This is a genomic window from Kurthia populi (genome assembly GCF_042686175.1).
Classification (GTDB): Bacteria; Bacillota; Bacilli; order Bacillales_A; family Planococcaceae; genus Kurthia; species Kurthia populi.
This window is the reverse complement of sequence record NZ_JBHUOR010000041.1, coordinates 1-22,317: the sequence shown is the minus strand read 5'-3', so window position 1 is coordinate 22,317 and position 22,317 is coordinate 1. Positions and strand designations below refer to the sequence as shown.

Genomic DNA, 22,317 nt, shown 5'->3' with positions numbered 1-22,317 from the left:
ATGACAAATCAAATGCAAACACAAAATAACCAGGTGCAACAAAACAAAAAACAAAACAGCATGGTGACACAAGTAGCTGAACGCATTACAGAAATGCGTCAACAAGGTCAAATCAACTTACCCGAAAATTATTCAGCAGTAAATGCACTACAAGCAGCTTTCTTCACATTAACGGCGACCGATTTCGCGAACAAAACACCGCTAATTGAAAAAGTAACGCCCGATTCTGTGGCGTTTGCGCTTCAAGATATGGCGATTCAAGGGTTATCAGTAGCTAAGAAACAAGGCTACTTCATCAACTACAACGGCAAATTACAGTTCCAACGCTCTTATCATGGCACACAAGCTGTCCTACGTCGCTTAACGAACGTGAAAGACATGTGGGCTAACGTAATCTGGAAAGGTGAAGAATTTGAAGTTGAGTACAACGAACGTGGTCAACTAGCATTCAAAGGCCATAAAGCTGACTGGCAAGCCGCAACAGGTAAAAAAGAGGACATTATCGGTGCTTACTGCATCATCGAGCGCACAGACGGTACGCAGTATTTAACAGTGATGACAATGGCCGAGATTCAAACGGCTTGGTCAACATCTAAAAACCAATCAGTACAAAACAAATACCCACAAGAAATGGCAAAACGTACAGTGATCAATCGTGCATCTAAAACATTCCTTAACACATCTGACGATAGCGATGTACTTGTAGACACAATCAATCGCACAACAGAAAACGAATACGACAATGAGCGTGATTACGTAGTCGAAGCGCAAGCTATCCAACAGGAGATTGATGCTAATGCAAATCAAGGTGATGTTATCGGGTTCGATGAACAACCACAACAGCCAATTGACGTACAACACGAAGAAATTCCAGAAGGACAGCAAGGACTTTTCGATGCACCTACAACAAGCAATGAAGATGACCCATTTTGATGGGTCTTGTTATCACAACAATCGCAAGTGGCAGTAAGGGAAACGCCTATCACATAAGTGATGGGCAAACATCCCTATTGCTCGAAGCTGGCGTACCATTCAAGCAAATCCAAAAGGCACTAAAATTTAATTTGCAAAGTCCAGTCGGGTGCTTAATCACACACGAACATATGGATCACGCAAAATACACAAATCAAATGTTAAGTGCGGCAATTAATTGCTACATGTCAACAGGCACAGCAAGCGCATTAAACATCGAACATCATCGTATTAAAACGATTCAAGCTAATAAACAGTATCAAATCGGTACTTGGACAATCATTGGATTTGATGTACAGCACGATGTTAATGAGCCTTTTGGCTTCTTAATTCGCAGTAAAGAGGGCGATGTACTACTCTTTGCGACAGACACGTACTACATCAAGCAACGATTCAGCGGCATTACGCACATGATGATTGAATGCAATTACGCTCAATCAGTGCTGGACCAAAATTTAGAGGACGGCAAGATCCACAACTTTTTATATAAGCGAGTAATGAAATCACATTTCTCACTCGAAAACTTAATCGAATTTATCAAAGCAAACGATTTATCACAAGTTGAAGAAATACATCTGCTGCACTTATCTGACAAAAATTCAGACGAAAAGCTGATGTACGAAACTATCGCAAAGCTAACAGGCAAGCGAGTGATAATCGCAAAAGGAGAATGATTATGTACGCTTCAGATACAATGCAAGACAGCAAAAAGCGCCAAATTATCGGGCAATTACGCAAAGCCGGCATCAACAAAGTTAAGGGAAAACAGCTTGAAGATGTTAATTACTACGACTTACGACTAGCGCTTACAATGCACCGCATGAAAGAGGTGTAGCAGCATGTCAGAACAACAAAATGAATTACAACGACGAAAAAGACGTTCCTTCACACAGATTGACAATGAAATCGTTAATAACGAAGAAATTTCATGGCAAGCAAAAGGAATGATGCTCTATTTATTGAGCAAACCGGACGGCTGGTCGTTTTACGAAAAGGATTTAACCAATCGTGCTACTAACGGCAAAGATAGCGTACGTTCAATTATCAAAGAGCTGCTAGATTACGGCTACTTAAAGCGCGGTAAGCGGTTACGTAACGATAAAGGTAATTTAGGTGGTTACAAGTACGTAGTGGAAGATTATCTATTCGAATCTTACGATGGAAAATCCTACATCGGAAAATCCAAAGTAGGGAAATCCTACGTAGGAAAATCCAAGGTAGGAAATCCCTACGTAGGAAAATCCGCTCATAGTAATACTAAGTCTTTAAGTAATACTAAATCTTTTAGTAATACTGAAAACAACAACAAGACTAAAGAGCAGTCGTCGTTGTCGTCTGAAATCTTTAAATTCTATGAATCTGAATTTGGACCATTAACACCATTCGTTAGCGAAGAAATCGAATACATGATTAAAGACTGCAATGAAGAACTTGCGCTTGAAGCATTAAAGAAATCAGTACTCGCTAATAAACGCTCAATTAAATACGCTTCAGCAATCACTCGCAACTGGAAAAACGAAAACATTAAAACATTAGCTGACTTACAAGCTAATGAAAATATGAAAGGTCGTGAACAACATGGAATTAATCAAAGCAGTAGCAGCCAAAAAAATGTCGCAGATGATGAACAACGAAGAATTCGAGAAGAGGTTGAACGACGCTCGCGCTTATTGCATAGAGAAACCGGTAATTCGAACTAACAAGCCGTCTGATAAATGCGGCATGCACGAAGTTCTCGGAGAAAATGCATGCGATGGTACTGGCCTAGTTTGGTGGAAGGACCAAAAACGTGCGATGGATCTTATCGACGGTAAGTATGAACGAATTTTTGTGGACGGTGTTGAAAAGCCGATTGAATGGACAACTGAATGCCCTTGTCGCCTTAAACGCCTAGAGGAAGCTGAACGAGCGAAGAAACTTTCAACAGTCGGTATTCCTAACAAATTCGTTGATGCACGACTTAGCAATTTCAGCGTGAAGTATCATGCCCAGGAAGATGTCGAAAAGGCAATATTCGCTAAAAAGGCTGCAACTTCTTTTGTAGATAACTACGAACGTTTAAAAGGCCAAAGTGATGCAAAAGGTTTCTACCTTTACAGTAAACGCAAAGGTTCGGGGAAATCACGATTACTCGCAACACTTGGTAATGAACTGATGATTAAAGGCGTGGACGTTATGTACATTAATGCAACAAATGTAGCGAAAGAAGTTCGAGCAACATTTAACAGTGATAACGAAATTAACGAACTAGATGTTATTAAAACATTCATTGATGCAGAGGTATTGCTAATTGATGACTTAGCTGTAGATAAACCTAGTCGATTCGTTGAAGAACTGTACTACAAAATTTTCAACGAGCGCATGGAGAAAAATAAGATTACGTGCATTGCATCTAACTTAACGATCAATGAGTTCGGTAATCAAACGTACTACGAAAATAAATCACTTTGCAGTTACGCAGACGAGCGTGGCGACAGCCGAACAGGTAGCCGCTTAAATACGATGTGCTACGAATTGTTCATGCCAGAAGAAAGTATGCGTGACCGCGAAGCGAAGTACCAAGATGAACAGTTCGAAAAAATGTTATTCGGAGAGGGCTAATGATGGGAAAACGAAAGTTAGAAGTAGGAGACCGCATATGGATTGAAACGCGATATTACGGTCATTTAAGCGTTATGGAAACAACATCTATTAATGAGTACGAAATTATCGAAGCGAACAGCGCCAGTGCGTATGCAGTTAAAGTTGATGACCTAGACAATAAACCTTATCGCTATACGAGTCGCATTGACCAAAGGAAGATGTCGATGCAAAAGGAGATGATGAATTTTGGGATCCTGAAGAAAATTTGGCCATCACGTGAAGCGTACGATCAACACATTGAGTTCGAAGAGAAACGCAGGAATTTACGTGCTGAAATAAGTGAAAAAATAAAAAGTGCATCAATTGAACAAATGGAACGTGCGCTCAAAGTTTTGGGAGGTTAGCGATGAAAATAAACTGGTTCAACTTCATTGCTAGTGCGCTATTCCTTTACATGGGTGTTCAAATTCTAAACGGCGTTAAATACGATATTTATGCACAAGCATTCACATATTTTTCTGTAGCAGTAGCATTATTAAACTACAGTTTCTTATTCGAGGAGGAGAGCTAATGATGTATAAAGCAATCAAACAAGCAGTGCCTTAAACGGCATTGCTACCGCAGATAAAAACAGGAGGTGCGAATATGCAAAGTACATTACAACGCAAAATCATACATGCTCATACGCCAGTTGATTTCAGACGCAAGCTGCAGTCGGCAAAAATGGGCGGTTGGTATCAAGTCGGTGAATCGAAGGAAGAAATCGGGCAGTACAGCGCATTAATGGAATTAGACATCACGACACGCACATACAAAGCGCTGAAACAACAGCAACAAGAGTTTGCGCAGATGCAAGTGAATCTGCAAGAACTTATGAATGAAGTGAGAAATGTATTGGAGGAGATTGAAGATGACAGAAAAATTGAAGGTTAGTCGTGAGGTTGCGGATGCGATTGAGTATCTTGGAAAAGTTGGATGTGCCTTTGAGGAAGCGATGGAATCTCATGTTAGCACAGGGTGGAGTAATTTTAGCGACGAGAGAGTTATTGCTTTGGGCGGACTTACATCTAAAGAATTAGCTACAGCATTAATCGTGGGCTACGAGGTTGAAATGACACCGCATGAACGTATTATGAAAGCATACAATGCGGCAAAACGAACGAAAAACGGAAGTTTCGCAAGCTGTTACCATTCAGGAGTAATGGCGGGCATTACAACAGCACTTGATACATTAGGTATCAAAATAAAAGGAGTGAATGACAAATGACAACAACAGTTAAACCGCTACCATCGGTCAAAACAGCTACTACGGCTGTTAAATGCACAATGGCGGCAGAAGAATCGTACAAGGTCTGGTATCAAATGATGCGCGAAATGGCTGACAAAGACATCAAGCGTGAGCGTGAACTCGAAAATGCAAAGCGTGGCACAGAGTTAGCGAACAATATGCTTGCGGCACAACTGCAAAAGCAGAAAGAGTGCGAGGACGAAATCAAGCGTTTAAAGCACGAATTACATCAAAGTAAAGCAAATGCTCAAAACATTCCGAAAAACGATTCTAACGATGCGCTAGATGCGTTAAAACGAATTGTAGAAGTAGATGTGTCGGGAAGGAACGCATGGACGGCATCAAATATCATGAAAAAGATTGCGAGAGGGGTTTTGGATAATGGGAGATTTTAACGAGCAAGACCACATCGAAATGTTGGAGCGTGAGGTGTTGCATTGGAAAGGCGAAGAAGAAGCAAGACGCGGCGAATTATTAAGTTTAAAAAGATTGAACGAGACCGTAGAAGCAGAAAAAGAGCTTATAAACACAGCGCTAACGAAAACAAGTGAGTCGTTGAAAAAGAAAAAAGAAGAATTGAACGAAGCAAATAAAATACGCGGTGATTTGAAATTACAACTCATGGACAAGAACGATAAGCATAGCGAAGAAATGAAAGTGATGTATGACAAATTGCACGAAATGGAAAAACGTTGGGCGCAAGCTGTTTCTACAGCAGCAGAAGAACGCGAAATAAGAAAGTCGTATGAAAGAGATTTAATTGCAATCGGAAAAATGCGTGTTACTGCTTATACCGAAAAGTGCGAAATGGGAATCGAACTAAAAAACACTACACGCCAAAAGCGCCATATCCTTCATGCTTTCAACGACAAAGCAGATGAAGTGGCAGATTTGAAGAAGCGCGTTAGACAGCTAGAACGTGAAAATTAGGCTCTAAGCGAAACAGTGAATGTGCTTTCGAACAAGCGAATGGACGAAAACAGAATTTTAGGGGGAGGGCTTGGTGATGAATAAAGAACAGTTAGACGCGATTAAAGCGCGTGTAGTGAATACAACACCTGGTGCGTGGAGAATTGATAAAAAAAGTGATAGTCGTGCATATATTACAGACGTATGGATGGATGGTGAAGATAACGGGCTTATCGAAGTCCATCGTTTCGGAGAATCATCAAAATATAATGACGCTGAATTCATCGCACACGCTAGACAGGATGTGCCAGCGCTTATCGAAACAGTCGAAAAACTCATGAATGTACGTGATGTTTCATATGCCGAGTACGCTGAATTAGATGCTGAGAATAAAAAGTTAAAAAAACAACGTAATGCACTCGAATTTCACTTGAAAGTTTCGTCAAAAGCGCTCGAATTAGAAGGTGAAAATGCGGATACTTTCCAACGTGCGTTAGAAAAGATTTATGACGACATAGGCATTTTAACGTCACAAGAGATTTACCGAATCGTTGAAGATGCGTTAGAGGGCACGATGCGGTTGGGCGGTGACGATGATGAATAAACATGAACTTAAAATACTTCCTGAATATTTCGGCGCAGTAGCAAAAGGTTTAAAAACATTCGAAATTCGTAAAAATGACCGCAACTATCAAGTTGGCGATTTATTGGACTTGAAAGAGTGGAATGGTGAAGATTTTACAGGTTACAGCATTTTAATGCAGGTCACTTACATTACAGATTACGCACAAGTTGATGATTACGTGGTTTTAGGTATTCAAAAAGCACGTTCACAGTCAGGAATAACTGCTGAAAATGAGCGGCTCAATGAAACAATGGCGGTTGTTAAAGAAAATAGCCGATTACGTGAAGCGCTTGAATTTTATGCAGATGAAGAAAATTACGAATGGCATGAAATTAATGATTTAGAAACAGTGCCAGGAGATATTTTGAATGATAACGGCAAAAAAGCTCGACAAGCATTAGGTGATGGCGATGAATAACCGCACAAATACAGAGCGCTTACTCATGTGTCGTGTGATAGTTGCATACGCTCAACAAGGTTACGCGTCAGACGCATTTAACGACGCTATGACAGCTTTTGCGGAGTATGCAGAGTTAGACATACAAGACGCTGAAAAATACTGTTTAAAGGTTGCAGACGAGTTTATTGAGGGAAGGGAGTTGATTGCGGTATGAGTACGATGACGAAAGCAGGCATTCCAGTTGACACGCTGTTTGTTAAACGCCAACACGAATACGCTGAACGTAAAGCACGACAAGTTGCATTTAATAACAAAGTTCGTGAGTTTCATGCTACGGATCGTGGCGTAAAAGTGACAAAGAAAAAAACGATTTTGTATGCAGAGATGTACAACAAACGTTTGCATTCGTGGATTGTGACGCCGTATGAAAAATTGGCAGAACTGGCGGAGTACGAGGAACAAGGGTACAAGCAAGTGCGAGCGTGGTCAGAAAAGATTGAGATTGGGGTTTAAGACTAAAATAAGGCGTTGTAGAGCGCCATAAAGGAGAGGGCAACATGTTAGATCGCAAAAAGCAACGTGCAGAACGTTTAAAAACTTTATGCTTTCAAGCGCAGTTATTCGAAAATTGCCAGGTGTGCGAGAAACGTGATAAATCATCCGTTGAGCCTTGCGCAGGATGCCCGATATTCCACGCACTTAATCAAGTGGAAGGGGCACTTGAAAATATTAAAAAGTTCGGCATTGAGTGTTACCAAGTGAAAGAGTTTCCGGTTTATTACGTAGATCGTGAAGGTAATGTGTATTCGAATCTCTTGCAAGGTTCTGCAACAGCGAGAGCGACAACTTTACGTAGGTTAAAAAAGAGGCGTTCACTACGTGCGCACGGTGTTCAGTTGACGGGTGGTGTACAGAAAAATGTGCATAAATTAGTGTATGAAGCAATTTATGGCCCAGTTGGAAAAAGTGAAATAATCGTGCATAAGAATAACGATAATTTCGATAACCGATTAAGCAATTTAGCAACTACAACACGGAGCGCACATGCCAAAGGTAAAAAGCGCACTGACAAGTATAAGCGTTCGGAAATCAAAGCGCTAAAAGAAAGAATGGTAGAGATTGAAAAGTTAAAAAAAAGCATGACATGGGCAGAAGTCGCAACGAAATACGGTGTCAATCCGACGACGTTACGTAAAAACATTTATCAATACAGAAAAGGAAATTTGGTATGAAAGGTACAACACAAGACTGCATCGAGGACCAAATGACGGAAATCGTTGTTCGATTCGGTGAACTAGATGCGGATGAACAGCAGGAATTTTTAGCAGAATTGGAGCAGTTAAAAAATAAGTATATGGAGGGGTAATGATGGAGCAACAAAAGGCAGTTCAAGTTCGTGTCTCGTATGGTGTTTTAGCAGACGACATCGAAACGCAATTGAACAAACAAGGTTTCACGTTAGGTGATAACGCAGAACGCTATGAAGAAAATAAGAAACGTATTCATCACTTAGTTTTCGCGGATATTTTGACAGATAGTGTAGCTCGTAAAGCGTTCGAAAAACTACACAAGCAAATCATGAAAGAAATCAAACAACAGGAGGAAAAATAAATGCAAGCATTCAGCGCAATTGGTCGCATCACGAAGGACCCGGAATTACGTCAAACACAAAGTGGGGTTGCTGTGGTTCGCCTCACACTAGCTGTGGACCGTCAATTTAAAAACGCAAACGGCGAGAAGGAAACAGACTTTCTATCTTGCCAGGCCTGGAGAAAAACTGCCGAACTTATCGGTCAATACTGTGCGAAAGGCTCGCTCGTTGGTATTCAAGGTGAAGTGCGTACAGGCTCATACGAGAAAAATGGTCAACGTGTTTACACAACTGACATTATGGTTAATAACGTGAAGTTCCTTGAATCAAAACCGTCTACAAACAACGGTCAAAACGGTGCATATCAACAGCAAAACGCACCGAGTAATCAACAACAAGGCTATAATCAACAGCCGTCATACCAACAATACGAGCAACCGTCAGCGCCGGATAATAGTCGACAAACAGTTGATTCAGACGATTTGCCGTTTTAATTAGAAAGAGGTGGGAGTTATGGGAGAAAGAATTTTAGATGCATGTTGTGGTAGTCGCATGTTTTGGTTTGATAAGCAAAATAAAGATGTAACTTACATGGATATTCGTGAAGAAGATACAGAGTTGTGTGACGGCCGTAAATTAATCGTAGCGCCAGATGTGGTTGCGGATTTTCGTGATATGCCATTTAAGGACGAGAGTTTTTACATGGTCGTGTTCGATCCGCCGCATTTAGTGCGCGCTGGGGAAAACAGTTGGCTCGCAAAAAAATACGGTCAATTGAACGAAGCAACATGGCGCATGGATTTAATGCAAGGTTTTGACGAATGTATGCGAGTGTTGAAACCTAACGGTACATTGATTTTCAAATGGAATGAGGACCAAATTTCATTAAAAGAGGTTTTAGACTGCTTTGGTCAACAACCTTTGTTCGGTGATAAGCGAAGTAAAACGCATTGGCTCGTATTCATGAAATGAGGTGTAGTAAATGAAATCATTCGAACGCATTACGGAACTGGAGTCACAAGTTGCGTTATTGCAAGAAGGGTTACACGGCGCTGAAACGTACACGAATGAAATTTTAGAAGAAAATGACGACTTGCGACGCGAGAATATGCGGTTGAAGAATCGATTTAGTGAGTATCAGTTGGAAGATACGTTATGACACAAGATGTTGAAGCGATTGTGCAAGGGTGGCGTAAGGTGTACGAATTACAACCAGCAGCATATGCGAAGGGTGAAAAAATTCGTTGTTATGTATGTGACGGCTGGTACACTACGATAATTGTTGCGGTCGAAGGAAATACGATTCATACAGCATGTGGGCCGTTCAACGTGAAGGACATTCGCAAATTGACTGAAGAATACGAGCAGATAAGTTTGTTTGAATGACAGTCGTGGTCCAGTTTTGAATAATGAATAATGAGCGTCATGGCTCGGGTGGGCGGGTTGGTAATATGAGTATATGTGCATGTAAGCATGGAAGGAATGGAGGACAATGAATGTCGCTGTATAAAGAAGTTGTAAAAGATATTAAATATCAGCCGAACTTAGAGGTTTATTTGCGAGTATTCGGCATTAAAGTAGGGCAAGAATATGATTTATTGGAATTTACGCTGTGGATAAAAAATGAAGTTTCTGAATTTGTGCAGCAGGTGTTGAATAGGAATGAGCAATTAATGAAAGTGAAGCGTGACAATTTCATCGAATGGTTGTGCGAAAAATACGAAATTACGTCAGATGTACAGCAGGAACAATTGAGTTTGTTTAGCTAAAAGGAAGGTGCAAGGTGATACAACGAAAAACTAAGCAACAATGCATATTCGAACTGTTTGATCGTGCGAAAAGTCTTGAATACGTCATGCAACATATGAATATCGCTTACAGCACAGCGCGAGCATATCACAGCAAGTGGCGTAAGTCGGTGGAAAAAGATGCGATTATCAAGCATTTAGAAGATAGAGTTAAGCAATTAGAAAAAGAAGTGGAGAGATTGAAGAATGAAACTACAAATTAAACGATTAACAGAAACAGCAGTTATGCCAGTAAAGGCGCACCCTACGGACAGCGGTTTTGATTTATTTGCAGATGAAGAAGTAGTAATCGAGCCGAATGAAACAATTGCTGTTTCAACTGGCATCGCCATCGCTTTACCGGATGGATATGAAGCGCAAATCAGACCTAAAAGTGGTATCACTAGCAAAACGGATTTACGCGTGCAATTGGGTACAGTAGATGAACCGTACCGTGGTGAGGTGAAAGTCATTGTTGATAATAAAGCGCTGCCGAATTATCGCGTTGATGAAGTAAACGGACGATTAATCGTAGCGCCACAAGAAACGACAATTATCGAAAATCTAGCTTGTGAAGAAATTCAGTTTTGCGAATCGTTCCCAGAAAATTCGATTCTTATTGAACGCGGCACAAAAATTGCTCAAATGGTCATTGCACCAGTAGCGCATCCGGAAATTATCGAAGTGGATGAACTAGATGAAACAGACCGCGGAGCAAATGGATTCGGCAGCACAGGGGTAACAGCGCGATGAAATGGATTGGCGACAACTTAAAGAACCTTCGTCATTTACATTGCCTGTCACGTTCGCAATTAGCGGATAAAATTGGGTTGTCAGAACAAAAGGTATGGTCTTTTGAAAATAATTATGCAAAACCCGATTTCAACGAAATGAATAAGATTAAATCATTCTTTCATGTGAAGCCACGCTATTTCTCGCAACCAGACCTACTTTCAAAAGCGGACAAGGAAAATATTAATGTAAGTGCAATTTCATTTAGGTTCTTTCAGCAATAATTTTTAAAAGGAGGTGCTACAAATGACAAACATAAGCGATTTCCAAAAAGCTGTATGTACTATTAGAGGGCAAGGTATGGCTTGTACAGTAGAAAACTTCGAAGGTCGTATGCAAGTGGCCACAATCGAAGGCGATGGGGTAACAGGTGGTTTTGCGACTAATGTGAAAGCGTTGCTAATGACAGATGATGAACTAGGGGTTATTCGTGAGTTGCTATCGTTTATGGCTTGCGGTTATGAGCGCACTACGTTCGATTATCATTGCTGTGATGCAAATGAAATCATTAAAAAGATTGATGATTTGCTAGGTGTGCCAAAAGAACAATAAAAAAACACACCCGTTTCCGCGAGTGTGTTAAGAATATGAGATTAAGAATATGGTTACAGTGATACTTATATGTACCCAGCGTGGAGGTAATATATGCATAAAATTGAAAAAAATGTTGAAAATAAATTAAAACATATGCTTGAAGAAAATAAAGTGTATATCGTAGTCAATGGGCAGTTAGAATGCATCGACATTCCAGAAGGTGGGTTTGGTGATGTGCTAATCGAATGGCGCTACAATCAAATCAATATGGTGAAACAATCGTCACACTTTTCGAGAAAATATTATGACGCAAAACATGAAAATAGTACGAATAGATAATTGATTAATATTCCCTTATTTGGTAGAATTTAAACATAGTTAAATAACGACAACATAGCGGAAACACCGAGTTTGTCACATGAAGTCCTAAACGGGATAAGTGTGTACAGATTCGGTGTTTTTTCTTGTTTAAGGAGGAATATGAGAATGATTGAAAATATCGGTTGGTTTATGTGCGGCGCAATGAGCGTTGTATTTGTAGGCGTTGGCTTGCTGTTTTGGGGTGATTTACGTGACTAAGGTAAAGTTCGAGGGGCAAGGGAAGAAACCGCAACACAAAGGTGGCGAGAAGCTAACACAGGCAGATATTGAACGTTTGATGGGCATGCACAGTGGACGTAGAGACAGTAAGTTAGTGAAAGTTTATAAATAGGGGGTAGCAGTGTGAAAGCGATTGAGGAATTTAAAAGAAGGATAACGCTAATGTTCAGTGCGTTCAGTAGTGTGCGTAAACGTAAGAGTGAGCATGTATTCACAGCATACAAGCGATTCGATTGCGAAGAAAAATGCTATCCAGTAAAGATTGATTTCGGCAGTGTGAAGATGATGGACCAGGTGATTGGAAGAAAACCAAAGAATTTGATTAAGAAAACGAATATGTAGGGGGATTTGAATATGGTTGCAGTGATGGAAGAAACAAATAAGATGATTGAAGTTGAAGTAGAACAAGTGGATCGCATACAAAACGACTGGAATAGTGAAGTATTAAAAACACAGTTGTTGGAATTAATCGAGGATTATCACTGGAAATTTGATTCGGTTAAGGAGTTAGAAAAACGTGTATTCGGGTTCTCCCTACGTGTTTCATATGGCATCGCTGAATATGGAATCGACATGGTGATGCCGAAGGGGTGCTCCGGTAAAAGTGCTGCTGAATTAGATGCGATGGAATTAAAAGAAAAACGAGCATACGAACGCTTGCTGCAATATAAAGCTGAAATTGACTTAATTGATTATATACCCGCTGTTATCCAATTCGAGAGCGCGAAGATGCATGAGATGTACGAGGATATGCTCGTAGGTAAGAAGTTAGCGGAGATTGCGAACAAGCTAGGGCAAGACCGCAAAACAGCGCGTAGCATGAGAAATCGCATGTTAAAGACAGCTATTGAAAATGAATATGTGCTGAAATTCTTGCAAGAAGGATTCAACAAACGAGTAAAATCTGGTAAGTAAATTCGTCAAATTCCCCACTTTCCCCACTTTTTGCAACCGACATTTTCGACGGTGTACAATGGAAGGGAGGTCGGGGAGTTGTATATGGGGCGTGGGAAATATAACGTTTCTCAATACATCTTGAGCGTGTAATGCCCTTTATATCTATCTTTCCTCAATGGATGTATATTTCGGGAAATTAATTTTTCCTGTAAGTCGATGAATATCAATCAACCGAATTAATCGTGATAGCGTCATCGGCTTACAGGAGTGATTAACTCTATGTGCATACAAATTGTGGTTTTTTCATACATCATTACAATCATGCACATTGACAATTTAATAGGTGAGTTGAGCATAGCAGCGTTACTCGCCATACATAACTTAGCGTTCGGTTATCCGACAAATGCACAAAATGTAACCCATGCAGACGCTGAATCCTATCCCCTTAGAGAGTCCTCCCGGCTCTCATACATAATTTTTAAAACATAAAATAAATAATAATAAAAAAAGACGACAACCCAAGAAGTAAAATGGCTACAGTTATACTGTGCTAAGACGGGATAAATAAACGCTATGAGAAATTTTCTATATATCAAATAGTTAATATACTAAAAATTCCCATTTTGTTATGTTGAAGTGGGAGGTGAGAATATGAGTATTTCGAAAGGTTTTCATGGTAGTAATGATTGCAAGATTTACGTTTCTGAAAACGAACTTATCTGGGAATATAAATGGTTCTATCACGATGAAGAAAAGGTCCATTTAGTAGCCATTGAGTACAAAACAGGAAAAACTTTGCAAGAGCCATTAAAAACGCAAGGTGATATGGGTTCTGAAATTATTAAAATTTTAGAGGATGCATCAAAATAATTGAAGTAAATGAGAAAGTCACGTTCATTGCGAGTGTGGCTTTTTTATTTTGGAAGGAGTTGATCGTGGTGAAAGATTTCGTTTTCGTGATGTTTGTAGGAACTGCGGTAATCACTTTAACGATGATGATTCAGCAACAGCCTGTTCCTATTTGGTTTAGTGCGATAGGGATTACGCTTATGGTGTTTAACTTAACGTTAAATAGAAAAGGGGAGAAAAAGAAATGACACGTAGTAAGTACGGCAATAAGAAAGTTGTTATTGATGACATTACGTTTCATTCAAAGAATGAAGCGAAGTACTACATGCATTTGAAACAATTACATAATGACGGCATTGTGCAATCGTTTGAGATGCAAGTGAAATACGAGTTACAGCCATCGTTTAGGAAACACGGGAAATTACATCGAGCGATTACATACATTACAGACTTTGTTGTAACTTATGCAGATGGTCATATTGAGGTTGTGGACGTGAAGGGCATGGAAACAACAGACTTCAAGATTAAGAAGAAATTGTTTGAATATCGTTATCCAGAACTATCACTTAAATGCGTTACATATTCTAAAATAGATGGTGGTTGGATTGAATTGGATGATTTAAAGAAAGCACGACAGTCTAGGAAGAAAGCAAAGAACGCAAAATAAATAGGGATAAGATTATTAGTTGAAAGGAGGTGAGCGAGTGAAATTAACCGTTAAACAACAAAAGTTCGCAGACTATTACATTGAGTTGGGGAATGCTACGGAAGCAGCTATTAAAGCAGGGTATAGCAAGAAGACAGCTCAACAAATCGGGGCAGAAAACCTGTTAAAACCTGTTATCTCAAATTATATAAAAAAAAGGCTCGAAGAAATGTCATCAGAGCGCATTGCAGACGCTACAGAGGTCATGCAATATCTAACAGGTGTTATGCGTCGAGAACACAAAGAATTTGTTCCTATGGCACTTTCAAAAGAAACTTCAAAATGGGTTGATGGCAAAAAGCAAACGGTGAAAACAGAAGAAATTGAAATCATCGAAATACCCGCTCGCCTTTCAGATTCTAATAAAGCTGCAGAATTACTTGGTAAGCGTTACAAGTTGTTCACTGAAAAAGCAGAGGTCGAAGTAGCTGGCGCAGTACAATTCATTGATGATATTAGCGGTGATGACGAATGACAGTGAAACGATTATCTGAACTGCTGCCAAAGAAGTTTCATAGCGTATGGAAAGCATCTATTAGCAAAGATATTCTAAATGTCGTTTGCAAGGGTGGTCGTGGTAGTGGTAAGTCATCGGACATTGCGCACATCATCGTACAACTACTTATGCGCTATCCTTTAAATGCGGTAGGTATTCGTAAGATTGACAATACAATTGAGTTATCTATTTTCGAGCAGATGAAGTGGGCTATTGGCGAACAAGGCGTAACGCATTTGTTCAAGGTAAATAAAAGTCCGATGCGAATTACTTACATTCCAAGAGGAAATTACATGGTGTTTCGTGGAGCAAGTGAGCCAGAGCGAATCAAATCATTAAAAAGTGCTAACTTTCCATTTGCGCTTGCTTGGTTAGAGGAATTAGCAGAGTTTAAAACAGAAGATGAAATTACGACTATCACCAACTCGCTACTACGTGGGGAATTGGCTGATGGTCTTTTTTATAAGTTCTTCTATTCGTACAATCCGCCAAAGCGTAAGCAGTCATGGGTGAACAAGAAGTATGAGAGTGCATTTGTTGCAGATAATACATTCGTTCATGCTTCAACGTACTTAGATAACCCGTTTATCTCAAAGCAATTCATTGAAGAAGCAAACGCAGCTAAAGAACGAAATGAAATGCGGTACAGATGGGAATATCTCGGTGAAGCGATTGGCTCTGGTGTCGTACCATTCGACAACCTACAAATTGAGAAGGGCATCATCACAGACGAAATGGCCGCTTCATTTGATAACATTCGTAACGCAGTTGATTTCGGTTATGCTACAGACCCTTTAGCATTCGTGCGATGGCATTATGACAAGAAGAAAAACGTCATTTATGCACTGGATGAACATTACGGCCAAAAGATTAGTAACCGAGAGTTCGCCAAGTGGCTGCATAGCAAAGGCTATCAATCAGATGAAATATTCGCTGATAGTGCCGAGCCGAAGTCAATTGCAGAACTGAAGAACGAGCATGGTATTAAACGTATCAAAGGCGTGAAGAAGGGTCCAGATAGCGTTGAGTATGGCGAGCAATGGCTTGATGACTTAGACGCTATTATCATTGACCCGCTTCGTACACCAAACATCGCAAAAGAGTTCGAGAACATCGACTATCAAACAGATAAAGACGGTAATCCGAAACCGCGTTTAGAGGACAAGGATAACCATACAATTGATGCCACACGCTATTCATTCTCTGAGGATATGCGTACATCACGTAAAGCAAAAGCAGGATTTAGTTTATAAGGAGTTGAAAATATGGGACCTAGAAGTAGTGTGAGCTATGTATTAGATAACGTGAATACAGATACAGTTGCAGAAGCTATTGCGCTTCACAAGAATTCAAAAAGCATAACAAGTGCGCTGTATCAACGTTATTTACAAAAAGGGCTAGAGATTCAAAGTCGAACAGTTGAGGATATTACAAAGCCAAATAATCAACTGACAAATGATTTCAGAGGGTACATTGTGGACCAAGTGACTGGTTACTTATTTGGTAATGAAGTGTCGTACACAGTAGATGAAGTATCTTATGAAAACGCACAAGCTGTTGCACAATCGTTCAATAATCTATTAGATGATTTAATCACGACAAATGAAATGGCGGATTTAGATGCCGAACTATGCACGTACATGAGTGCTGCTGGTTATGCTGCGCGTTTGATGTACCTTGAAAATGTAGAAGATCCAGAGCAATCCTTAGAAGAAAGCGAGTTCCCTCCGCTTCGAGTAATGAACATTCCTGCGTGGGAAATTTTCTTTGTTTATAACGGAACGAAACGAACGCATGCTATTCGTTATCAAGAAACAGCCCCAGTGAAAGAAGGTGGCGAAAAGGGCCTACTCGTTACTGTATACACAGACACTGAATTAACACGCTTTGCCACGAATGAAAAAGGCGAGTTGCTGCTTGTTGAAACGAAACCGCATGGCTTCAATCACATCCCGGTTGCTCTATTCCAAAACAACAATGAAGAAATGTGTGACTTCGAAAAGGTCGAGCCACTTATTGATGCATATGATGTTGTCACAAGTGACAGTGTAAATGAAATAGAAGCGTTTGCTCATGCATACTTAGCGCTCGAAGGAATCGAAATGGAGAAGGAAGAAGCTGAAAAAGCGAAACGTACAGGTGTTTTAACACTACCAACTTCTTACGATGGCCAAAGTGGGAAAGCCTATTTCATTACGAAAAATGTAAATGATGGATTCCTTGAAAATACGAAAAATATGCTTGTATCAAATATCCATAAATTTAGTAGCAGCGTGAACATGGCAGATGAGAGTTTCAGTGGCAGCGCACAATCGGGCGAATCACGTAAGTGGAAGATGATGGACCTTGAAGCGAAAGCTGGCACAAAGGCACGTAAATTCTCAAAAGGATTACGTGAGCAATTCAAAGTCATTTGTTCAAACTGGCGTATTATCACAGACGGTATCGACTATCGCAAAATATCATTTGGTTTCAGTCGTAATGTGCCGCAAGATAAAGCGCATTTAGCTGAATTCGCAACTAAGATGAAAGGTATCATTTCGGACGAAACGTTATTCGATAACATTAAAGGTATAGTCGATGATTCGAAATACGAGAAAAAATTAATTGAGCGTGAAACAAGTGCTTACAGTACACAATTAGGCCCACTTGTAGGTGACGACGATGCCGAAACAAATTCATAATCAATTAGACATTATCAAGCGTTTAGACGAATTAATCGCACAGAGTGAGCGAGAAGTCGATGAACTGCTCGGAAAGCGTTTAAAAGAGATTCTGGCAACGCTTAGCAATATGTACAGTAAGTTTGTAAAGAGTGACGAGAGTAGTTACACAGACTTAAATAAGTACAATCGTTTATCGAAAGAACTCGAACGCATTGCACAACAGTTAAATGCAGATTACACGCAAATCGTAAAGGATATTGAAGCGTCGCAACAGCGTATTTATGTTGAGCAATATTTACTGGCAGCTTATTTATTTCAAGTGTATCAAGGCACAGAAGATGGATTTACATTACCAAGTGAGGACGTTATTGCGGCAGCATTAGTTAATCCTATCGAATTTCTTCGATTGCGTGGTGTGCTTGAAGTACATCGAAATGAAATCATTCGCAAGATTCAAATTGAAGTTAGTCAGTCGCTACTTGCCGGTGAAGGTTACTGGAAGATGGCGAAACGAATTGAAAATGCTGTTGGGTTTAGTCAAAACAGAGCAAGAACTGTCGCACGTACAGAGGGCGCTAGAGCAATGTCGCTCGCAGATGAAGCAGTAACGGAAGAAATGCGAAAGTATACTGATATTGAATGCTTGTGGCTCTCAACGCTTGATAAACGTACACGACATCAACATCGTAAGTTAGATGGTCAAAGAGCCGACAAAGAAGGATATTTCCACTTCAAAGGCATGAAAGCGAAAGGTCCAACAATGTGGAATGTAGCGCATATGGATATTAATTGCCGTTGTGTGAAGATTAAACTCATTGACGGGCAGTTGCCAGGAGTGCGTAGAGGTCGTGACTATAAAGACGCGAAGTATCAGAAACGACTAGCGGATAAGATTGACGAGTACATGAAAAAAGGTCACACGTATGCAAAAGCATATCAAAAGGCAGATGAAGAAATACAGCCGCCTAATAAGGTGACTTCTTACATCACATATGAAGAATGGGAAAGAAAACAAAAAAGCACCTAAAACGGTGCTTTATACATAATTTATTTACATCAAGAAACTAAAATTTAGAGTAATATTTGCTAGTTCCTGTATTACATTGTTATCTGAATTAGCATATCAAAATGAGGTGCTAAATGAGTAAAGAAAACGAGTTAAAAGCACGAATAAAGTTTTATCAGAAGTTGATGCGGATTTATCCATTTGCGTCAGCTTTTTATTTTGCACTAGCAACCGCTTCGACAGTTCAGTTGAATGCAAAACAATGTGTAGATGCTGCAACAAAATGAGATTGTGAGAATGGAGAGGATTGCGTGAGTAAAATGAATAGAAAACGTCCGCCACTAGGCATATTTCCGCGTCACTTACATGATGAAAAACGGATGGAACATATCGTTGAAGCTATTGGACGCTTCACAGCAGTAGAGAAAGTTATACCGCCCGATTGGGTTGAAGAATATAACGAATTAGCTGAACGGCATCAAAATAGCCGCTCCTAGCGGTATTTATTTTATCTTGAAAGGTGGTGAGGATATGGGGTTAAGTGAAACAGTAGCATTGATGAATAGTGAGGATTACAAGGACCGCTTCATCGGCGAGTATGCGCAACTGATGATTCGCATCAACGGGCTATCTAAAATGTTAGACAACTGGGATAAAGGAACGCTGGTTTTTGAACCTAAAGCGAGTCACGAAACATTAACGATGCAATTATTCCATATGGAAAAGTACGCAAACATGTTAATGTTACGTGCTGATGCAGAAAGTATTGAATTACCAAATATTTAATCACAGCAAGACAGCGTTACTTACGCGGAAAGGCAGTGGTCACAATATCTCGTCCTAGACACGACGTTAAACTGTCTATTTATTATGTCTTTTTGCAGACGCAGACATTAAAGAACATCTGACAATCATTGAACTTGTGAGGGGCTACGGCAACTTATGAGGGCAAGGAGGAAATATGAAAGACTTATTAAAGCTAGACCTGCAATTCTTTGCAGACGAACCACCACAAGGTGAACCAACACCGCCAGAGCCACAGGCTACAGAACCACAAGGGGCAGAGTCGACACTGACACTTGATGCAGTTCAAAAATTCCTGTTGGAACAAGACGAAGGTAAAAAGTATTTGCAGTCATTCGCAGATAGTCGTGTTACAGATGCGATTAAAACGTATGAAACAAAGACATTACCAAAAAAGATTCAAGATGCGATCAATGAGCAATTCCCACCAGAAACACCGCAAGACAAAAAGCTACGTGCTGTAGAAGCTGAATTAGAGCAGATGCGCAATGCAACTGCACAAGAAAAACTAATGAATACAGCGCTTAAAACAGCTTCGGATTACAACGTACCATCAGACATCATTGACTTACTTGTACGCAATGATGAAGAAACAACTACAGCTAACATGGCCCGCTTCAAAGAACACTTCGAATCAGCTGTAGATGCAAAAGTACAAGCAGAAATTAAACGTCGTTTCAACGAATCGACAGACAATCCAACACCGCCACAGCAACAAGCACCAGCGCTTACCAAAGAGCGTATTGCACAAATGACACCGCAAGAAATCAATGCGAATTGGTCAGAAGTGCAGAAGGTGCTTAGTGGACAATAAAACATTAGAAAAGAGGAAAAACAATTATGGCAATTAACAACTTTATCCCAACTATCTGGTCAGCACGCTTACTAGAAAACTTACAAAACACATTAGTATTCGGTCAAGCAGGTGTAATGAACACTGATTACGAAGGTGAAATTAGCGCATGTGGCGACACTGTAAAAATTAACAACATCGGTGCTGTATCAATCGGTGACTACACAAAGAACGGTACAATTACAGATGCAGAGGAATTAACAGATGCAACACGTAACCTTGTAATTAACCAAGCAAAATACTTCAATTTCAAAATTGATGACATTGACAAAATCCAACAAAATCCAAAGTTAATGGATGCCGCAATGAAAGAAGCCGCTTACGGTTTAGCGAACACAGCAGATAAACACTATGCGTCACAGTACGTTGAAGCCGCAGCTAACAACTTAATCGGTACAGATGCAGCGCCAATCGCAGTAACGAAAGAAACGGCGTATGACTATCTAGTGGATCTATCTACAAAACTTGATGAAGCAAATGTGCCGGCAGATGGTCGCTGGGTAATCGTGCCACCATTCTATGAAGGTCTATTACTAAAAGATTCTCGCTTTGTAGCTGCTGGTACATCAACAACTGATGACCGTTTAGCAAATGGTTTAGTAGGTCGTGCGGCAGGTTTCAACATCCTTAAATCAAACAATGCACCAAAAGTGACGGTAGCAGATGGTGCGGCAGAAGAAAACTTCAAGGTTATCGCAGGACACCAAATCGCATGGTCACGCGCAGAGCAAGCGAAAAACGCTGAAGCATACCGCCCTGAAAACTCATTCTCAGATGCGTTAAAAGGACTTCATTTATACGGCTCTAAAGTAGTTCGTCCAGAAGCATTAGCGGTGCTATCAGTGAAGCGTCCATCTTAGGAGGTATTACATGTTAGTAAAGAACAAAAACACAGGAGTGGAGTGGGCGGTAAGTGAAGCTCACGCCGCTTCATTAATCAAAACAGGTGACTATGAAAAAGTGGAAGTAAAGCCAAAGCCGAAACCACGCGCAAAAGCTACAAAAACCGAAAGTGGTGATTAGATGTGGCAAGCAACCGATGAAGAAGTAACGTATTTCAAAGCGCTCGCACAAATTAAAGGCGACAAATCGGATGAATACGTCAAGATGATGTTGCCGCTTCTAGCTGAACACGTTGCAGAGTATGTATACGATGCAATTGGCGAGGAAGTAGTCGCTCCGATTAGCGATATGAAAGCGAACTATAAAGTATTCATCGCAAAGGCATTACAGCACAACATGACAAACGCTGGTGTTAAAGGCCGTTCAATGGGTACTGTCAGCTACACATACAACATTGATTTCCCGAAAGCATTGTATGGGCAGTATTTGCCGCGAAAGCGAGCGAAGTTCCATGTATTTTGATTATGCAAATGAATTTCCGCACACAGCCGTTGTATTGCACTTCGTAGAAGGTTCAGAGGATGAACTAGGCAATGTGCAAGATGGCGAATGGCACACGTTACACGATGCGTTTGCATGCTTTATTGATACACCAAGTGCAACCGAAAAATACAATGCGATGCAGATTAAACACCAACTAGACCGCTATATGTATTATGCGTATGGCGCTGACATTAAACCGAATACTCGCATCCGCTTCGAGGGTGTTGAATACGAGGTTGAAACAGATGCAGAGGACCAGGGCGGCATGCATGAAATTATGCGTGTGGCATTAAAGAGGGTGAGTCAATGAGCATTACGCAATTTGGTTCAAATAAGCTACAGCGCGCAATTGAGCGTTGGGGAAATAGCGTACTCGATGATGCAAAACGTGCTGTAATTGATACGGCCAATCTTATCCAGTCGCAAGCTAGAGCATTGGCGCCGGTTGATACCGGTTACTTGCGCCAATCAATTGAGGTTGAAGTGCTGGATGGTGGTTTAAAAGCGGTTGTCACAGTCGGTGCAGAATGGGCCATTTATGTCGAGTATGGCACAGGTATCTATGCTACAAAG

Annotated in this window: 47 protein-coding genes; all 47 read left to right on the top strand. The window is 40.4% G+C overall.

Annotated features, from left to right (window positions below):
• Complete coding sequence (locus tag ACFSY7_RS08410) at window positions 1-933, top strand: recombinase RecT (RefSeq protein WP_380147566.1); 933 nt, start codon at window positions 1-3, stop codon at window positions 931-933.
• Window positions 933-1,646, top strand: coding sequence for an MBL fold metallo-hydrolase (locus ACFSY7_RS08405; protein WP_380147565.1), 714 nt, complete (start codon window positions 933-935; stop codon window positions 1,644-1,646). Before ACFSY7_RS08410 ends, ACFSY7_RS08405 begins: the two co-directional genes overlap by 1 nt.
• Before the next feature lie 2 nt (window positions 1,647-1,648).
• Window positions 1,649-1,807: a hypothetical protein gene (locus ACFSY7_RS08400; protein WP_380147564.1), complete on the top strand. Its 159-nt coding sequence runs from the start codon at window positions 1,649-1,651 to the stop codon at window positions 1,805-1,807.
• Window positions 1,808-1,811: 4 nt separating this feature from the next.
• Window positions 1,812-2,672, top strand: a complete 861-nt coding sequence (locus ACFSY7_RS08395) for a DnaD domain-containing protein (RefSeq protein WP_380147563.1) — start codon at window positions 1,812-1,814, stop codon at window positions 2,670-2,672.
• Window positions 2,673-2,694: 22 nt separating this feature from the next.
• Window positions 2,695-3,573 (top strand): ATP-binding protein, encoded by an 879-nt coding sequence (locus ACFSY7_RS08390; RefSeq protein ID WP_380147562.1) that lies wholly within the window; start codon window positions 2,695-2,697, stop codon window positions 3,571-3,573.
• A gap of 2 nt (window positions 3,574-3,575) precedes the next feature.
• Window positions 3,576-3,959, top strand: a complete 384-nt coding sequence (locus ACFSY7_RS08385) for a beta barrel domain-containing protein (RefSeq protein WP_380147561.1) — start codon at window positions 3,576-3,578, stop codon at window positions 3,957-3,959.
• 2 nt (window positions 3,960-3,961) lie between these two features.
• Window positions 3,962-4,126, top strand: coding sequence for a hypothetical protein (locus tag ACFSY7_RS08380; RefSeq protein ID WP_380147560.1), 165 nt, complete (start codon window positions 3,962-3,964; stop codon window positions 4,124-4,126).
• A gap of 74 nt (window positions 4,127-4,200) precedes the next feature.
• The gene (locus ACFSY7_RS08375; RefSeq protein ID WP_380147559.1) at window positions 4,201-4,488 is read left to right on the top strand and encodes a hypothetical protein; all 288 of its coding nucleotides are present in this window, start codon (window positions 4,201-4,203) and stop codon (window positions 4,486-4,488) included.
• Entirely contained in the window at window positions 4,466-4,822 is a 357-nt protein-coding gene (locus tag ACFSY7_RS08370; RefSeq protein WP_380147558.1) for a hypothetical protein, read from the top strand. Before ACFSY7_RS08375 ends, ACFSY7_RS08370 begins: the two co-directional genes overlap by 23 nt.
• Window positions 4,819-5,238 carry a hypothetical protein gene (locus ACFSY7_RS08365; RefSeq protein WP_380147557.1) on the top strand — a complete coding sequence of 140 codons (420 nt, stop codon included), beginning with the start codon at window positions 4,819-4,821 and terminating at the stop codon, window positions 5,236-5,238. The genes ACFSY7_RS08370 and ACFSY7_RS08365 overlap by 4 nt, the downstream gene beginning before the upstream one ends.
• Window positions 5,225-5,773 (top strand): hypothetical protein, encoded by a 549-nt coding sequence (locus ACFSY7_RS08360; RefSeq protein ID WP_380147556.1) that lies wholly within the window; start codon window positions 5,225-5,227, stop codon window positions 5,771-5,773. Before ACFSY7_RS08365 ends, ACFSY7_RS08360 begins: the two co-directional genes overlap by 14 nt.
• Window positions 5,774-5,849: 76 nt before the next feature.
• The gene (locus tag ACFSY7_RS08355; protein ID WP_380147555.1) at window positions 5,850-6,356 is read left to right on the top strand and encodes a hypothetical protein; all 507 of its coding nucleotides are present in this window, start codon (window positions 5,850-5,852) and stop codon (window positions 6,354-6,356) included.
• Window positions 6,349-6,795 carry an ASCH/PUA domain-containing protein gene (locus tag ACFSY7_RS08350; RefSeq protein WP_380147554.1) on the top strand — a complete coding sequence of 149 codons (447 nt, stop codon included), beginning with the start codon at window positions 6,349-6,351 and terminating at the stop codon, window positions 6,793-6,795. The genes ACFSY7_RS08355 and ACFSY7_RS08350 overlap by 8 nt, the downstream gene beginning before the upstream one ends.
• Window positions 6,788-6,991: a hypothetical protein gene (locus ACFSY7_RS08345; RefSeq protein ID WP_380147552.1), complete on the top strand. Its 204-nt coding sequence runs from the start codon at window positions 6,788-6,790 to the stop codon at window positions 6,989-6,991. Before ACFSY7_RS08350 ends, ACFSY7_RS08345 begins: the two co-directional genes overlap by 8 nt.
• Window positions 6,988-7,290, top strand: a complete 303-nt coding sequence (locus ACFSY7_RS08340) for a hypothetical protein (RefSeq protein ID WP_380147551.1) — start codon at window positions 6,988-6,990, stop codon at window positions 7,288-7,290. The genes ACFSY7_RS08345 and ACFSY7_RS08340 overlap by 4 nt, the downstream gene beginning before the upstream one ends.
• Before the next feature lie 44 nt (window positions 7,291-7,334).
• A complete protein-coding gene (locus ACFSY7_RS08335) occupies window positions 7,335-8,009 on the top strand; it encodes an HNH endonuclease signature motif containing protein (protein ID WP_380147550.1) in 675 nt (224 codons plus the stop codon).
• A complete protein-coding gene (locus tag ACFSY7_RS08330; RefSeq protein ID WP_380147549.1) occupies window positions 8,006-8,143 on the top strand; it encodes a hypothetical protein in 138 nt (45 codons plus the stop codon). The genes ACFSY7_RS08335 and ACFSY7_RS08330 overlap by 4 nt, the downstream gene beginning before the upstream one ends.
• 2 nt (window positions 8,144-8,145) lie before the next feature.
• Window positions 8,146-8,388, top strand: a complete 243-nt coding sequence (locus ACFSY7_RS08325) for a hypothetical protein (protein WP_380147548.1) — start codon at window positions 8,146-8,148, stop codon at window positions 8,386-8,388.
• The gene (locus ACFSY7_RS08320; protein WP_380147547.1) at window positions 8,389-8,862 is read left to right on the top strand and encodes a single-stranded DNA-binding protein; all 474 of its coding nucleotides are present in this window, start codon (window positions 8,389-8,391) and stop codon (window positions 8,860-8,862) included.
• Window positions 8,863-8,881: 19 nt separating this feature from the next.
• Window positions 8,882-9,340 carry a class I SAM-dependent methyltransferase gene (locus ACFSY7_RS08315; protein ID WP_380147546.1) on the top strand — a complete coding sequence of 153 codons (459 nt, stop codon included), beginning with the start codon at window positions 8,882-8,884 and terminating at the stop codon, window positions 9,338-9,340.
• Window positions 9,341-9,350: 10 nt separating this feature from the next.
• Window positions 9,351-9,527 (top strand): hypothetical protein, encoded by a 177-nt coding sequence (locus ACFSY7_RS08310; RefSeq protein ID WP_380147545.1) that lies wholly within the window; start codon window positions 9,351-9,353, stop codon window positions 9,525-9,527.
• The gene (locus ACFSY7_RS08305; protein WP_380147544.1) at window positions 9,524-9,754 is read left to right on the top strand and encodes a hypothetical protein; all 231 of its coding nucleotides are present in this window, start codon (window positions 9,524-9,526) and stop codon (window positions 9,752-9,754) included. The genes ACFSY7_RS08310 and ACFSY7_RS08305 overlap by 4 nt, the downstream gene beginning before the upstream one ends.
• A gap of 110 nt (window positions 9,755-9,864) precedes the next feature.
• A complete protein-coding gene (locus ACFSY7_RS08300; protein ID WP_380147543.1) occupies window positions 9,865-10,137 on the top strand; it encodes a hypothetical protein in 273 nt (90 codons plus the stop codon).
• A gap of 14 nt (window positions 10,138-10,151) precedes the next feature.
• Window positions 10,152-10,379, top strand: a complete 228-nt coding sequence (locus tag ACFSY7_RS08295) for a hypothetical protein (protein WP_380147542.1) — start codon at window positions 10,152-10,154, stop codon at window positions 10,377-10,379.
• Window positions 10,363-10,908, top strand: coding sequence for a dUTP diphosphatase (locus ACFSY7_RS08290; RefSeq protein ID WP_380147541.1), 546 nt, complete (start codon window positions 10,363-10,365; stop codon window positions 10,906-10,908). The genes ACFSY7_RS08295 and ACFSY7_RS08290 overlap by 17 nt, the downstream gene beginning before the upstream one ends.
• The gene (locus ACFSY7_RS08285; protein WP_380147540.1) at window positions 10,905-11,171 is read left to right on the top strand and encodes a helix-turn-helix domain-containing protein; all 267 of its coding nucleotides are present in this window, start codon (window positions 10,905-10,907) and stop codon (window positions 11,169-11,171) included. Before ACFSY7_RS08290 ends, ACFSY7_RS08285 begins: the two co-directional genes overlap by 4 nt.
• A 22-nt stretch (window positions 11,172-11,193) precedes the next feature.
• The gene (locus tag ACFSY7_RS08280; protein ID WP_380147539.1) at window positions 11,194-11,499 is read left to right on the top strand and encodes a hypothetical protein; all 306 of its coding nucleotides are present in this window, start codon (window positions 11,194-11,196) and stop codon (window positions 11,497-11,499) included.
• Between the two features lie 93 nt (window positions 11,500-11,592).
• Window positions 11,593-11,820, top strand: a complete 228-nt coding sequence (locus ACFSY7_RS08275) for a hypothetical protein (protein ID WP_380147538.1) — start codon at window positions 11,593-11,595, stop codon at window positions 11,818-11,820.
• Window positions 11,821-12,052: 232 nt separating this feature from the next.
• On the top strand, window positions 12,053-12,193 hold the full coding sequence (locus ACFSY7_RS08270) for a hypothetical protein (RefSeq protein ID WP_380147537.1): 141 nt from the start codon (window positions 12,053-12,055) through the stop codon (window positions 12,191-12,193).
• Window positions 12,194-12,243: 50 nt separating this feature from the next.
• Window positions 12,244-12,423, top strand: coding sequence for a hypothetical protein (locus ACFSY7_RS08265; RefSeq protein WP_380147536.1), 180 nt, complete (start codon window positions 12,244-12,246; stop codon window positions 12,421-12,423).
• A 12-nt stretch (window positions 12,424-12,435) separates the two neighbouring features.
• Window positions 12,436-12,996 carry a hypothetical protein gene (locus tag ACFSY7_RS08260; RefSeq protein ID WP_380147535.1) on the top strand — a complete coding sequence of 187 codons (561 nt, stop codon included), beginning with the start codon at window positions 12,436-12,438 and terminating at the stop codon, window positions 12,994-12,996.
• A gap of 633 nt (window positions 12,997-13,629) precedes the next feature.
• Entirely contained in the window at window positions 13,630-13,848 is a 219-nt protein-coding gene (locus tag ACFSY7_RS08255) for a hypothetical protein (protein WP_380147534.1), read from the top strand.
• Between the two features lie 68 nt (window positions 13,849-13,916).
• Entirely contained in the window at window positions 13,917-14,075 is a 159-nt protein-coding gene (locus tag ACFSY7_RS08250; RefSeq protein WP_380147533.1) for a hypothetical protein, read from the top strand.
• On the top strand, window positions 14,072-14,494 hold the full coding sequence (locus ACFSY7_RS08245) for a DUF1064 domain-containing protein (protein ID WP_380147531.1): 423 nt from the start codon (window positions 14,072-14,074) through the stop codon (window positions 14,492-14,494). The genes ACFSY7_RS08250 and ACFSY7_RS08245 overlap by 4 nt, the downstream gene beginning before the upstream one ends.
• Window positions 14,495-14,531: 37 nt before the next feature.
• Window positions 14,532-15,008, top strand: a complete 477-nt coding sequence (locus ACFSY7_RS08240) for a terminase small subunit (RefSeq protein WP_380147529.1) — start codon at window positions 14,532-14,534, stop codon at window positions 15,006-15,008.
• The gene (locus ACFSY7_RS08235; protein WP_380147528.1) at window positions 15,005-16,282 is read left to right on the top strand and encodes a PBSX family phage terminase large subunit; all 1,278 of its coding nucleotides are present in this window, start codon (window positions 15,005-15,007) and stop codon (window positions 16,280-16,282) included. Before ACFSY7_RS08240 ends, ACFSY7_RS08235 begins: the two co-directional genes overlap by 4 nt.
• Before the next feature lie 12 nt (window positions 16,283-16,294).
• Window positions 16,295-17,713 (top strand): phage portal protein, encoded by a 1,419-nt coding sequence (locus ACFSY7_RS08230; RefSeq protein ID WP_380147527.1) that lies wholly within the window; start codon window positions 16,295-16,297, stop codon window positions 17,711-17,713.
• Window positions 17,694-18,722, top strand: a complete 1,029-nt coding sequence (locus tag ACFSY7_RS08225; protein WP_380147526.1) for a phage head morphogenesis protein — start codon at window positions 17,694-17,696, stop codon at window positions 18,720-18,722. Before ACFSY7_RS08230 ends, ACFSY7_RS08225 begins: the two co-directional genes overlap by 20 nt.
• Before the next feature lie 113 nt (window positions 18,723-18,835).
• Window positions 18,836-18,988, top strand: a complete 153-nt coding sequence (locus tag ACFSY7_RS08220; protein ID WP_380147525.1) for a hypothetical protein — start codon at window positions 18,836-18,838, stop codon at window positions 18,986-18,988.
• Between the two features lie 24 nt (window positions 18,989-19,012).
• The gene (locus tag ACFSY7_RS08215) at window positions 19,013-19,198 is read left to right on the top strand and encodes a hypothetical protein (protein WP_380147524.1); all 186 of its coding nucleotides are present in this window, start codon (window positions 19,013-19,015) and stop codon (window positions 19,196-19,198) included.
• A gap of 34 nt (window positions 19,199-19,232) precedes the next feature.
• Window positions 19,233-19,487, top strand: coding sequence for a crAss001_48 related protein (locus ACFSY7_RS08210; RefSeq protein ID WP_380147523.1), 255 nt, complete (start codon window positions 19,233-19,235; stop codon window positions 19,485-19,487).
• 175 nt (window positions 19,488-19,662) lie between these two features.
• Complete coding sequence (locus tag ACFSY7_RS08205) at window positions 19,663-20,319, top strand: DUF4355 domain-containing protein (protein ID WP_380147522.1); 657 nt, start codon at window positions 19,663-19,665, stop codon at window positions 20,317-20,319.
• Window positions 20,320-20,345: 26 nt separating this feature from the next.
• Window positions 20,346-21,218 (top strand): P22 coat protein - protein 5 domain protein, encoded by an 873-nt coding sequence (locus tag ACFSY7_RS08200; protein ID WP_380147521.1) that lies wholly within the window; start codon window positions 20,346-20,348, stop codon window positions 21,216-21,218.
• A gap of 10 nt (window positions 21,219-21,228) precedes the next feature.
• Window positions 21,229-21,381: a DUF7302 family protein gene (locus tag ACFSY7_RS08195; RefSeq protein ID WP_380147520.1), complete on the top strand. Its 153-nt coding sequence runs from the start codon at window positions 21,229-21,231 to the stop codon at window positions 21,379-21,381.
• Complete coding sequence (locus ACFSY7_RS08190) at window positions 21,382-21,723, top strand: phage head-tail connector protein (RefSeq protein ID WP_380147519.1); 342 nt, start codon at window positions 21,382-21,384, stop codon at window positions 21,721-21,723.
• Window positions 21,713-22,054: a phage head closure protein gene (locus ACFSY7_RS08185; protein ID WP_380147518.1), complete on the top strand. Its 342-nt coding sequence runs from the start codon at window positions 21,713-21,715 to the stop codon at window positions 22,052-22,054. The genes ACFSY7_RS08190 and ACFSY7_RS08185 overlap by 11 nt, the downstream gene beginning before the upstream one ends.
• On the top strand, window positions 22,051-22,317 hold a 267-nt coding region (locus ACFSY7_RS08180), incomplete at its 3' end, for an HK97-gp10 family putative phage morphogenesis protein (protein WP_380147517.1). The genes ACFSY7_RS08185 and ACFSY7_RS08180, both read left to right, overlap by 4 nt.

Coding starts and splice junctions, on each gene's coding strand:
- ACFSY7_RS08380 (WP_380147560.1), top strand. CDS start 3,962: ATGAAAATAAACTGGTTCAACTTCATTGCTAGTGCGCTATTCCTTTAC.
- ACFSY7_RS08310 (WP_380147545.1), top strand. CDS start 9,351: ATGAAATCATTCGAACGCATTACGGAACTGGAGTCACAAGTTGCGTTA.
- ACFSY7_RS08325 (WP_380147548.1), top strand. CDS start 8,146: ATGGAGCAACAAAAGGCAGTTCAAGTTCGTGTCTCGTATGGTGTTTTA.
- ACFSY7_RS08360 (WP_380147556.1), top strand. CDS start 5,225: ATGGGAGATTTTAACGAGCAAGACCACATCGAAATGTTGGAGCGTGAG.
- ACFSY7_RS08320 (WP_380147547.1), top strand. CDS start 8,389: ATGCAAGCATTCAGCGCAATTGGTCGCATCACGAAGGACCCGGAATTA.
- ACFSY7_RS08185 (WP_380147518.1), top strand. CDS start 21,713: ATGTATTTTGATTATGCAAATGAATTTCCGCACACAGCCGTTGTATTG.
- ACFSY7_RS08305 (WP_380147544.1), top strand. CDS start 9,524: ATGACACAAGATGTTGAAGCGATTGTGCAAGGGTGGCGTAAGGTGTAC.
- ACFSY7_RS08400 (WP_380147564.1), top strand. CDS start 1,649: ATGTACGCTTCAGATACAATGCAAGACAGCAAAAAGCGCCAAATTATC.
- ACFSY7_RS08200 (WP_380147521.1), top strand. CDS start 20,346: ATGGCAATTAACAACTTTATCCCAACTATCTGGTCAGCACGCTTACTA.
- ACFSY7_RS08315 (WP_380147546.1), top strand. CDS start 8,882: ATGGGAGAAAGAATTTTAGATGCATGTTGTGGTAGTCGCATGTTTTGG.
- ACFSY7_RS08370 (WP_380147558.1), top strand. CDS start 4,466: ATGACAGAAAAATTGAAGGTTAGTCGTGAGGTTGCGGATGCGATTGAG.
- ACFSY7_RS08225 (WP_380147526.1), top strand. CDS start 17,694: ATGCCGAAACAAATTCATAATCAATTAGACATTATCAAGCGTTTAGAC.
- ACFSY7_RS08410 (WP_380147566.1), top strand. CDS start 1: ATGACAAATCAAATGCAAACACAAAATAACCAGGTGCAACAAAACAAA.
- ACFSY7_RS08335 (WP_380147550.1), top strand. CDS start 7,335: ATGTTAGATCGCAAAAAGCAACGTGCAGAACGTTTAAAAACTTTATGC.
- ACFSY7_RS08255 (WP_380147534.1), top strand. CDS start 13,630: ATGAGTATTTCGAAAGGTTTTCATGGTAGTAATGATTGCAAGATTTAC.
- ACFSY7_RS08245 (WP_380147531.1), top strand. CDS start 14,072: ATGACACGTAGTAAGTACGGCAATAAGAAAGTTGTTATTGATGACATT.
- ACFSY7_RS08230 (WP_380147527.1), top strand. CDS start 16,295: ATGGGACCTAGAAGTAGTGTGAGCTATGTATTAGATAACGTGAATACA.
- ACFSY7_RS08355 (WP_380147555.1), top strand. CDS start 5,850: ATGAATAAAGAACAGTTAGACGCGATTAAAGCGCGTGTAGTGAATACA.
- ACFSY7_RS08365 (WP_380147557.1), top strand. CDS start 4,819: ATGACAACAACAGTTAAACCGCTACCATCGGTCAAAACAGCTACTACG.
- ACFSY7_RS08265 (WP_380147536.1), top strand. CDS start 12,244: ATGTTCAGTGCGTTCAGTAGTGTGCGTAAACGTAAGAGTGAGCATGTA.
- ACFSY7_RS08300 (WP_380147543.1), top strand. CDS start 9,865: ATGTCGCTGTATAAAGAAGTTGTAAAAGATATTAAATATCAGCCGAAC.
- ACFSY7_RS08190 (WP_380147519.1), top strand. CDS start 21,382: ATGTGGCAAGCAACCGATGAAGAAGTAACGTATTTCAAAGCGCTCGCA.
- ACFSY7_RS08290 (WP_380147541.1), top strand. CDS start 10,363: ATGAAACTACAAATTAAACGATTAACAGAAACAGCAGTTATGCCAGTA.
- ACFSY7_RS08395 (WP_380147563.1), top strand. CDS start 1,812: ATGTCAGAACAACAAAATGAATTACAACGACGAAAAAGACGTTCCTTC.
- ACFSY7_RS08340 (WP_380147551.1), top strand. CDS start 6,988: ATGAGTACGATGACGAAAGCAGGCATTCCAGTTGACACGCTGTTTGTT.
- ACFSY7_RS08260 (WP_380147535.1), top strand. CDS start 12,436: ATGGTTGCAGTGATGGAAGAAACAAATAAGATGATTGAAGTTGAAGTA.
- ACFSY7_RS08220 (WP_380147525.1), top strand. CDS start 18,836: ATGAGTAAAGAAAACGAGTTAAAAGCACGAATAAAGTTTTATCAGAAG.
- ACFSY7_RS08330 (WP_380147549.1), top strand. CDS start 8,006: ATGAAAGGTACAACACAAGACTGCATCGAGGACCAAATGACGGAAATC.
- ACFSY7_RS08345 (WP_380147552.1), top strand. CDS start 6,788: ATGAATAACCGCACAAATACAGAGCGCTTACTCATGTGTCGTGTGATA.
- ACFSY7_RS08375 (WP_380147559.1), top strand. CDS start 4,201: ATGCAAAGTACATTACAACGCAAAATCATACATGCTCATACGCCAGTT.
- ACFSY7_RS08210 (WP_380147523.1), top strand. CDS start 19,233: ATGGGGTTAAGTGAAACAGTAGCATTGATGAATAGTGAGGATTACAAG.
- ACFSY7_RS08390 (WP_380147562.1), top strand. CDS start 2,695: ATGCACGAAGTTCTCGGAGAAAATGCATGCGATGGTACTGGCCTAGTT.
- ACFSY7_RS08195 (WP_380147520.1), top strand. CDS start 21,229: ATGTTAGTAAAGAACAAAAACACAGGAGTGGAGTGGGCGGTAAGTGAA.
- ACFSY7_RS08350 (WP_380147554.1), top strand. CDS start 6,349: ATGAATAAACATGAACTTAAAATACTTCCTGAATATTTCGGCGCAGTA.
- ACFSY7_RS08385 (WP_380147561.1), top strand. CDS start 3,576: ATGGGAAAACGAAAGTTAGAAGTAGGAGACCGCATATGGATTGAAACG.
- ACFSY7_RS08405 (WP_380147565.1), top strand. CDS start 933: ATGGGTCTTGTTATCACAACAATCGCAAGTGGCAGTAAGGGAAACGCC.
- ACFSY7_RS08285 (WP_380147540.1), top strand. CDS start 10,905: ATGAAATGGATTGGCGACAACTTAAAGAACCTTCGTCATTTACATTGC.
- ACFSY7_RS08205 (WP_380147522.1), top strand. CDS start 19,663: ATGAAAGACTTATTAAAGCTAGACCTGCAATTCTTTGCAGACGAACCA.
- ACFSY7_RS08280 (WP_380147539.1), top strand. CDS start 11,194: ATGACAAACATAAGCGATTTCCAAAAAGCTGTATGTACTATTAGAGGG.
- ACFSY7_RS08275 (WP_380147538.1), top strand. CDS start 11,593: ATGCATAAAATTGAAAAAAATGTTGAAAATAAATTAAAACATATGCTT.
- ACFSY7_RS08235 (WP_380147528.1), top strand. CDS start 15,005: ATGACAGTGAAACGATTATCTGAACTGCTGCCAAAGAAGTTTCATAGC.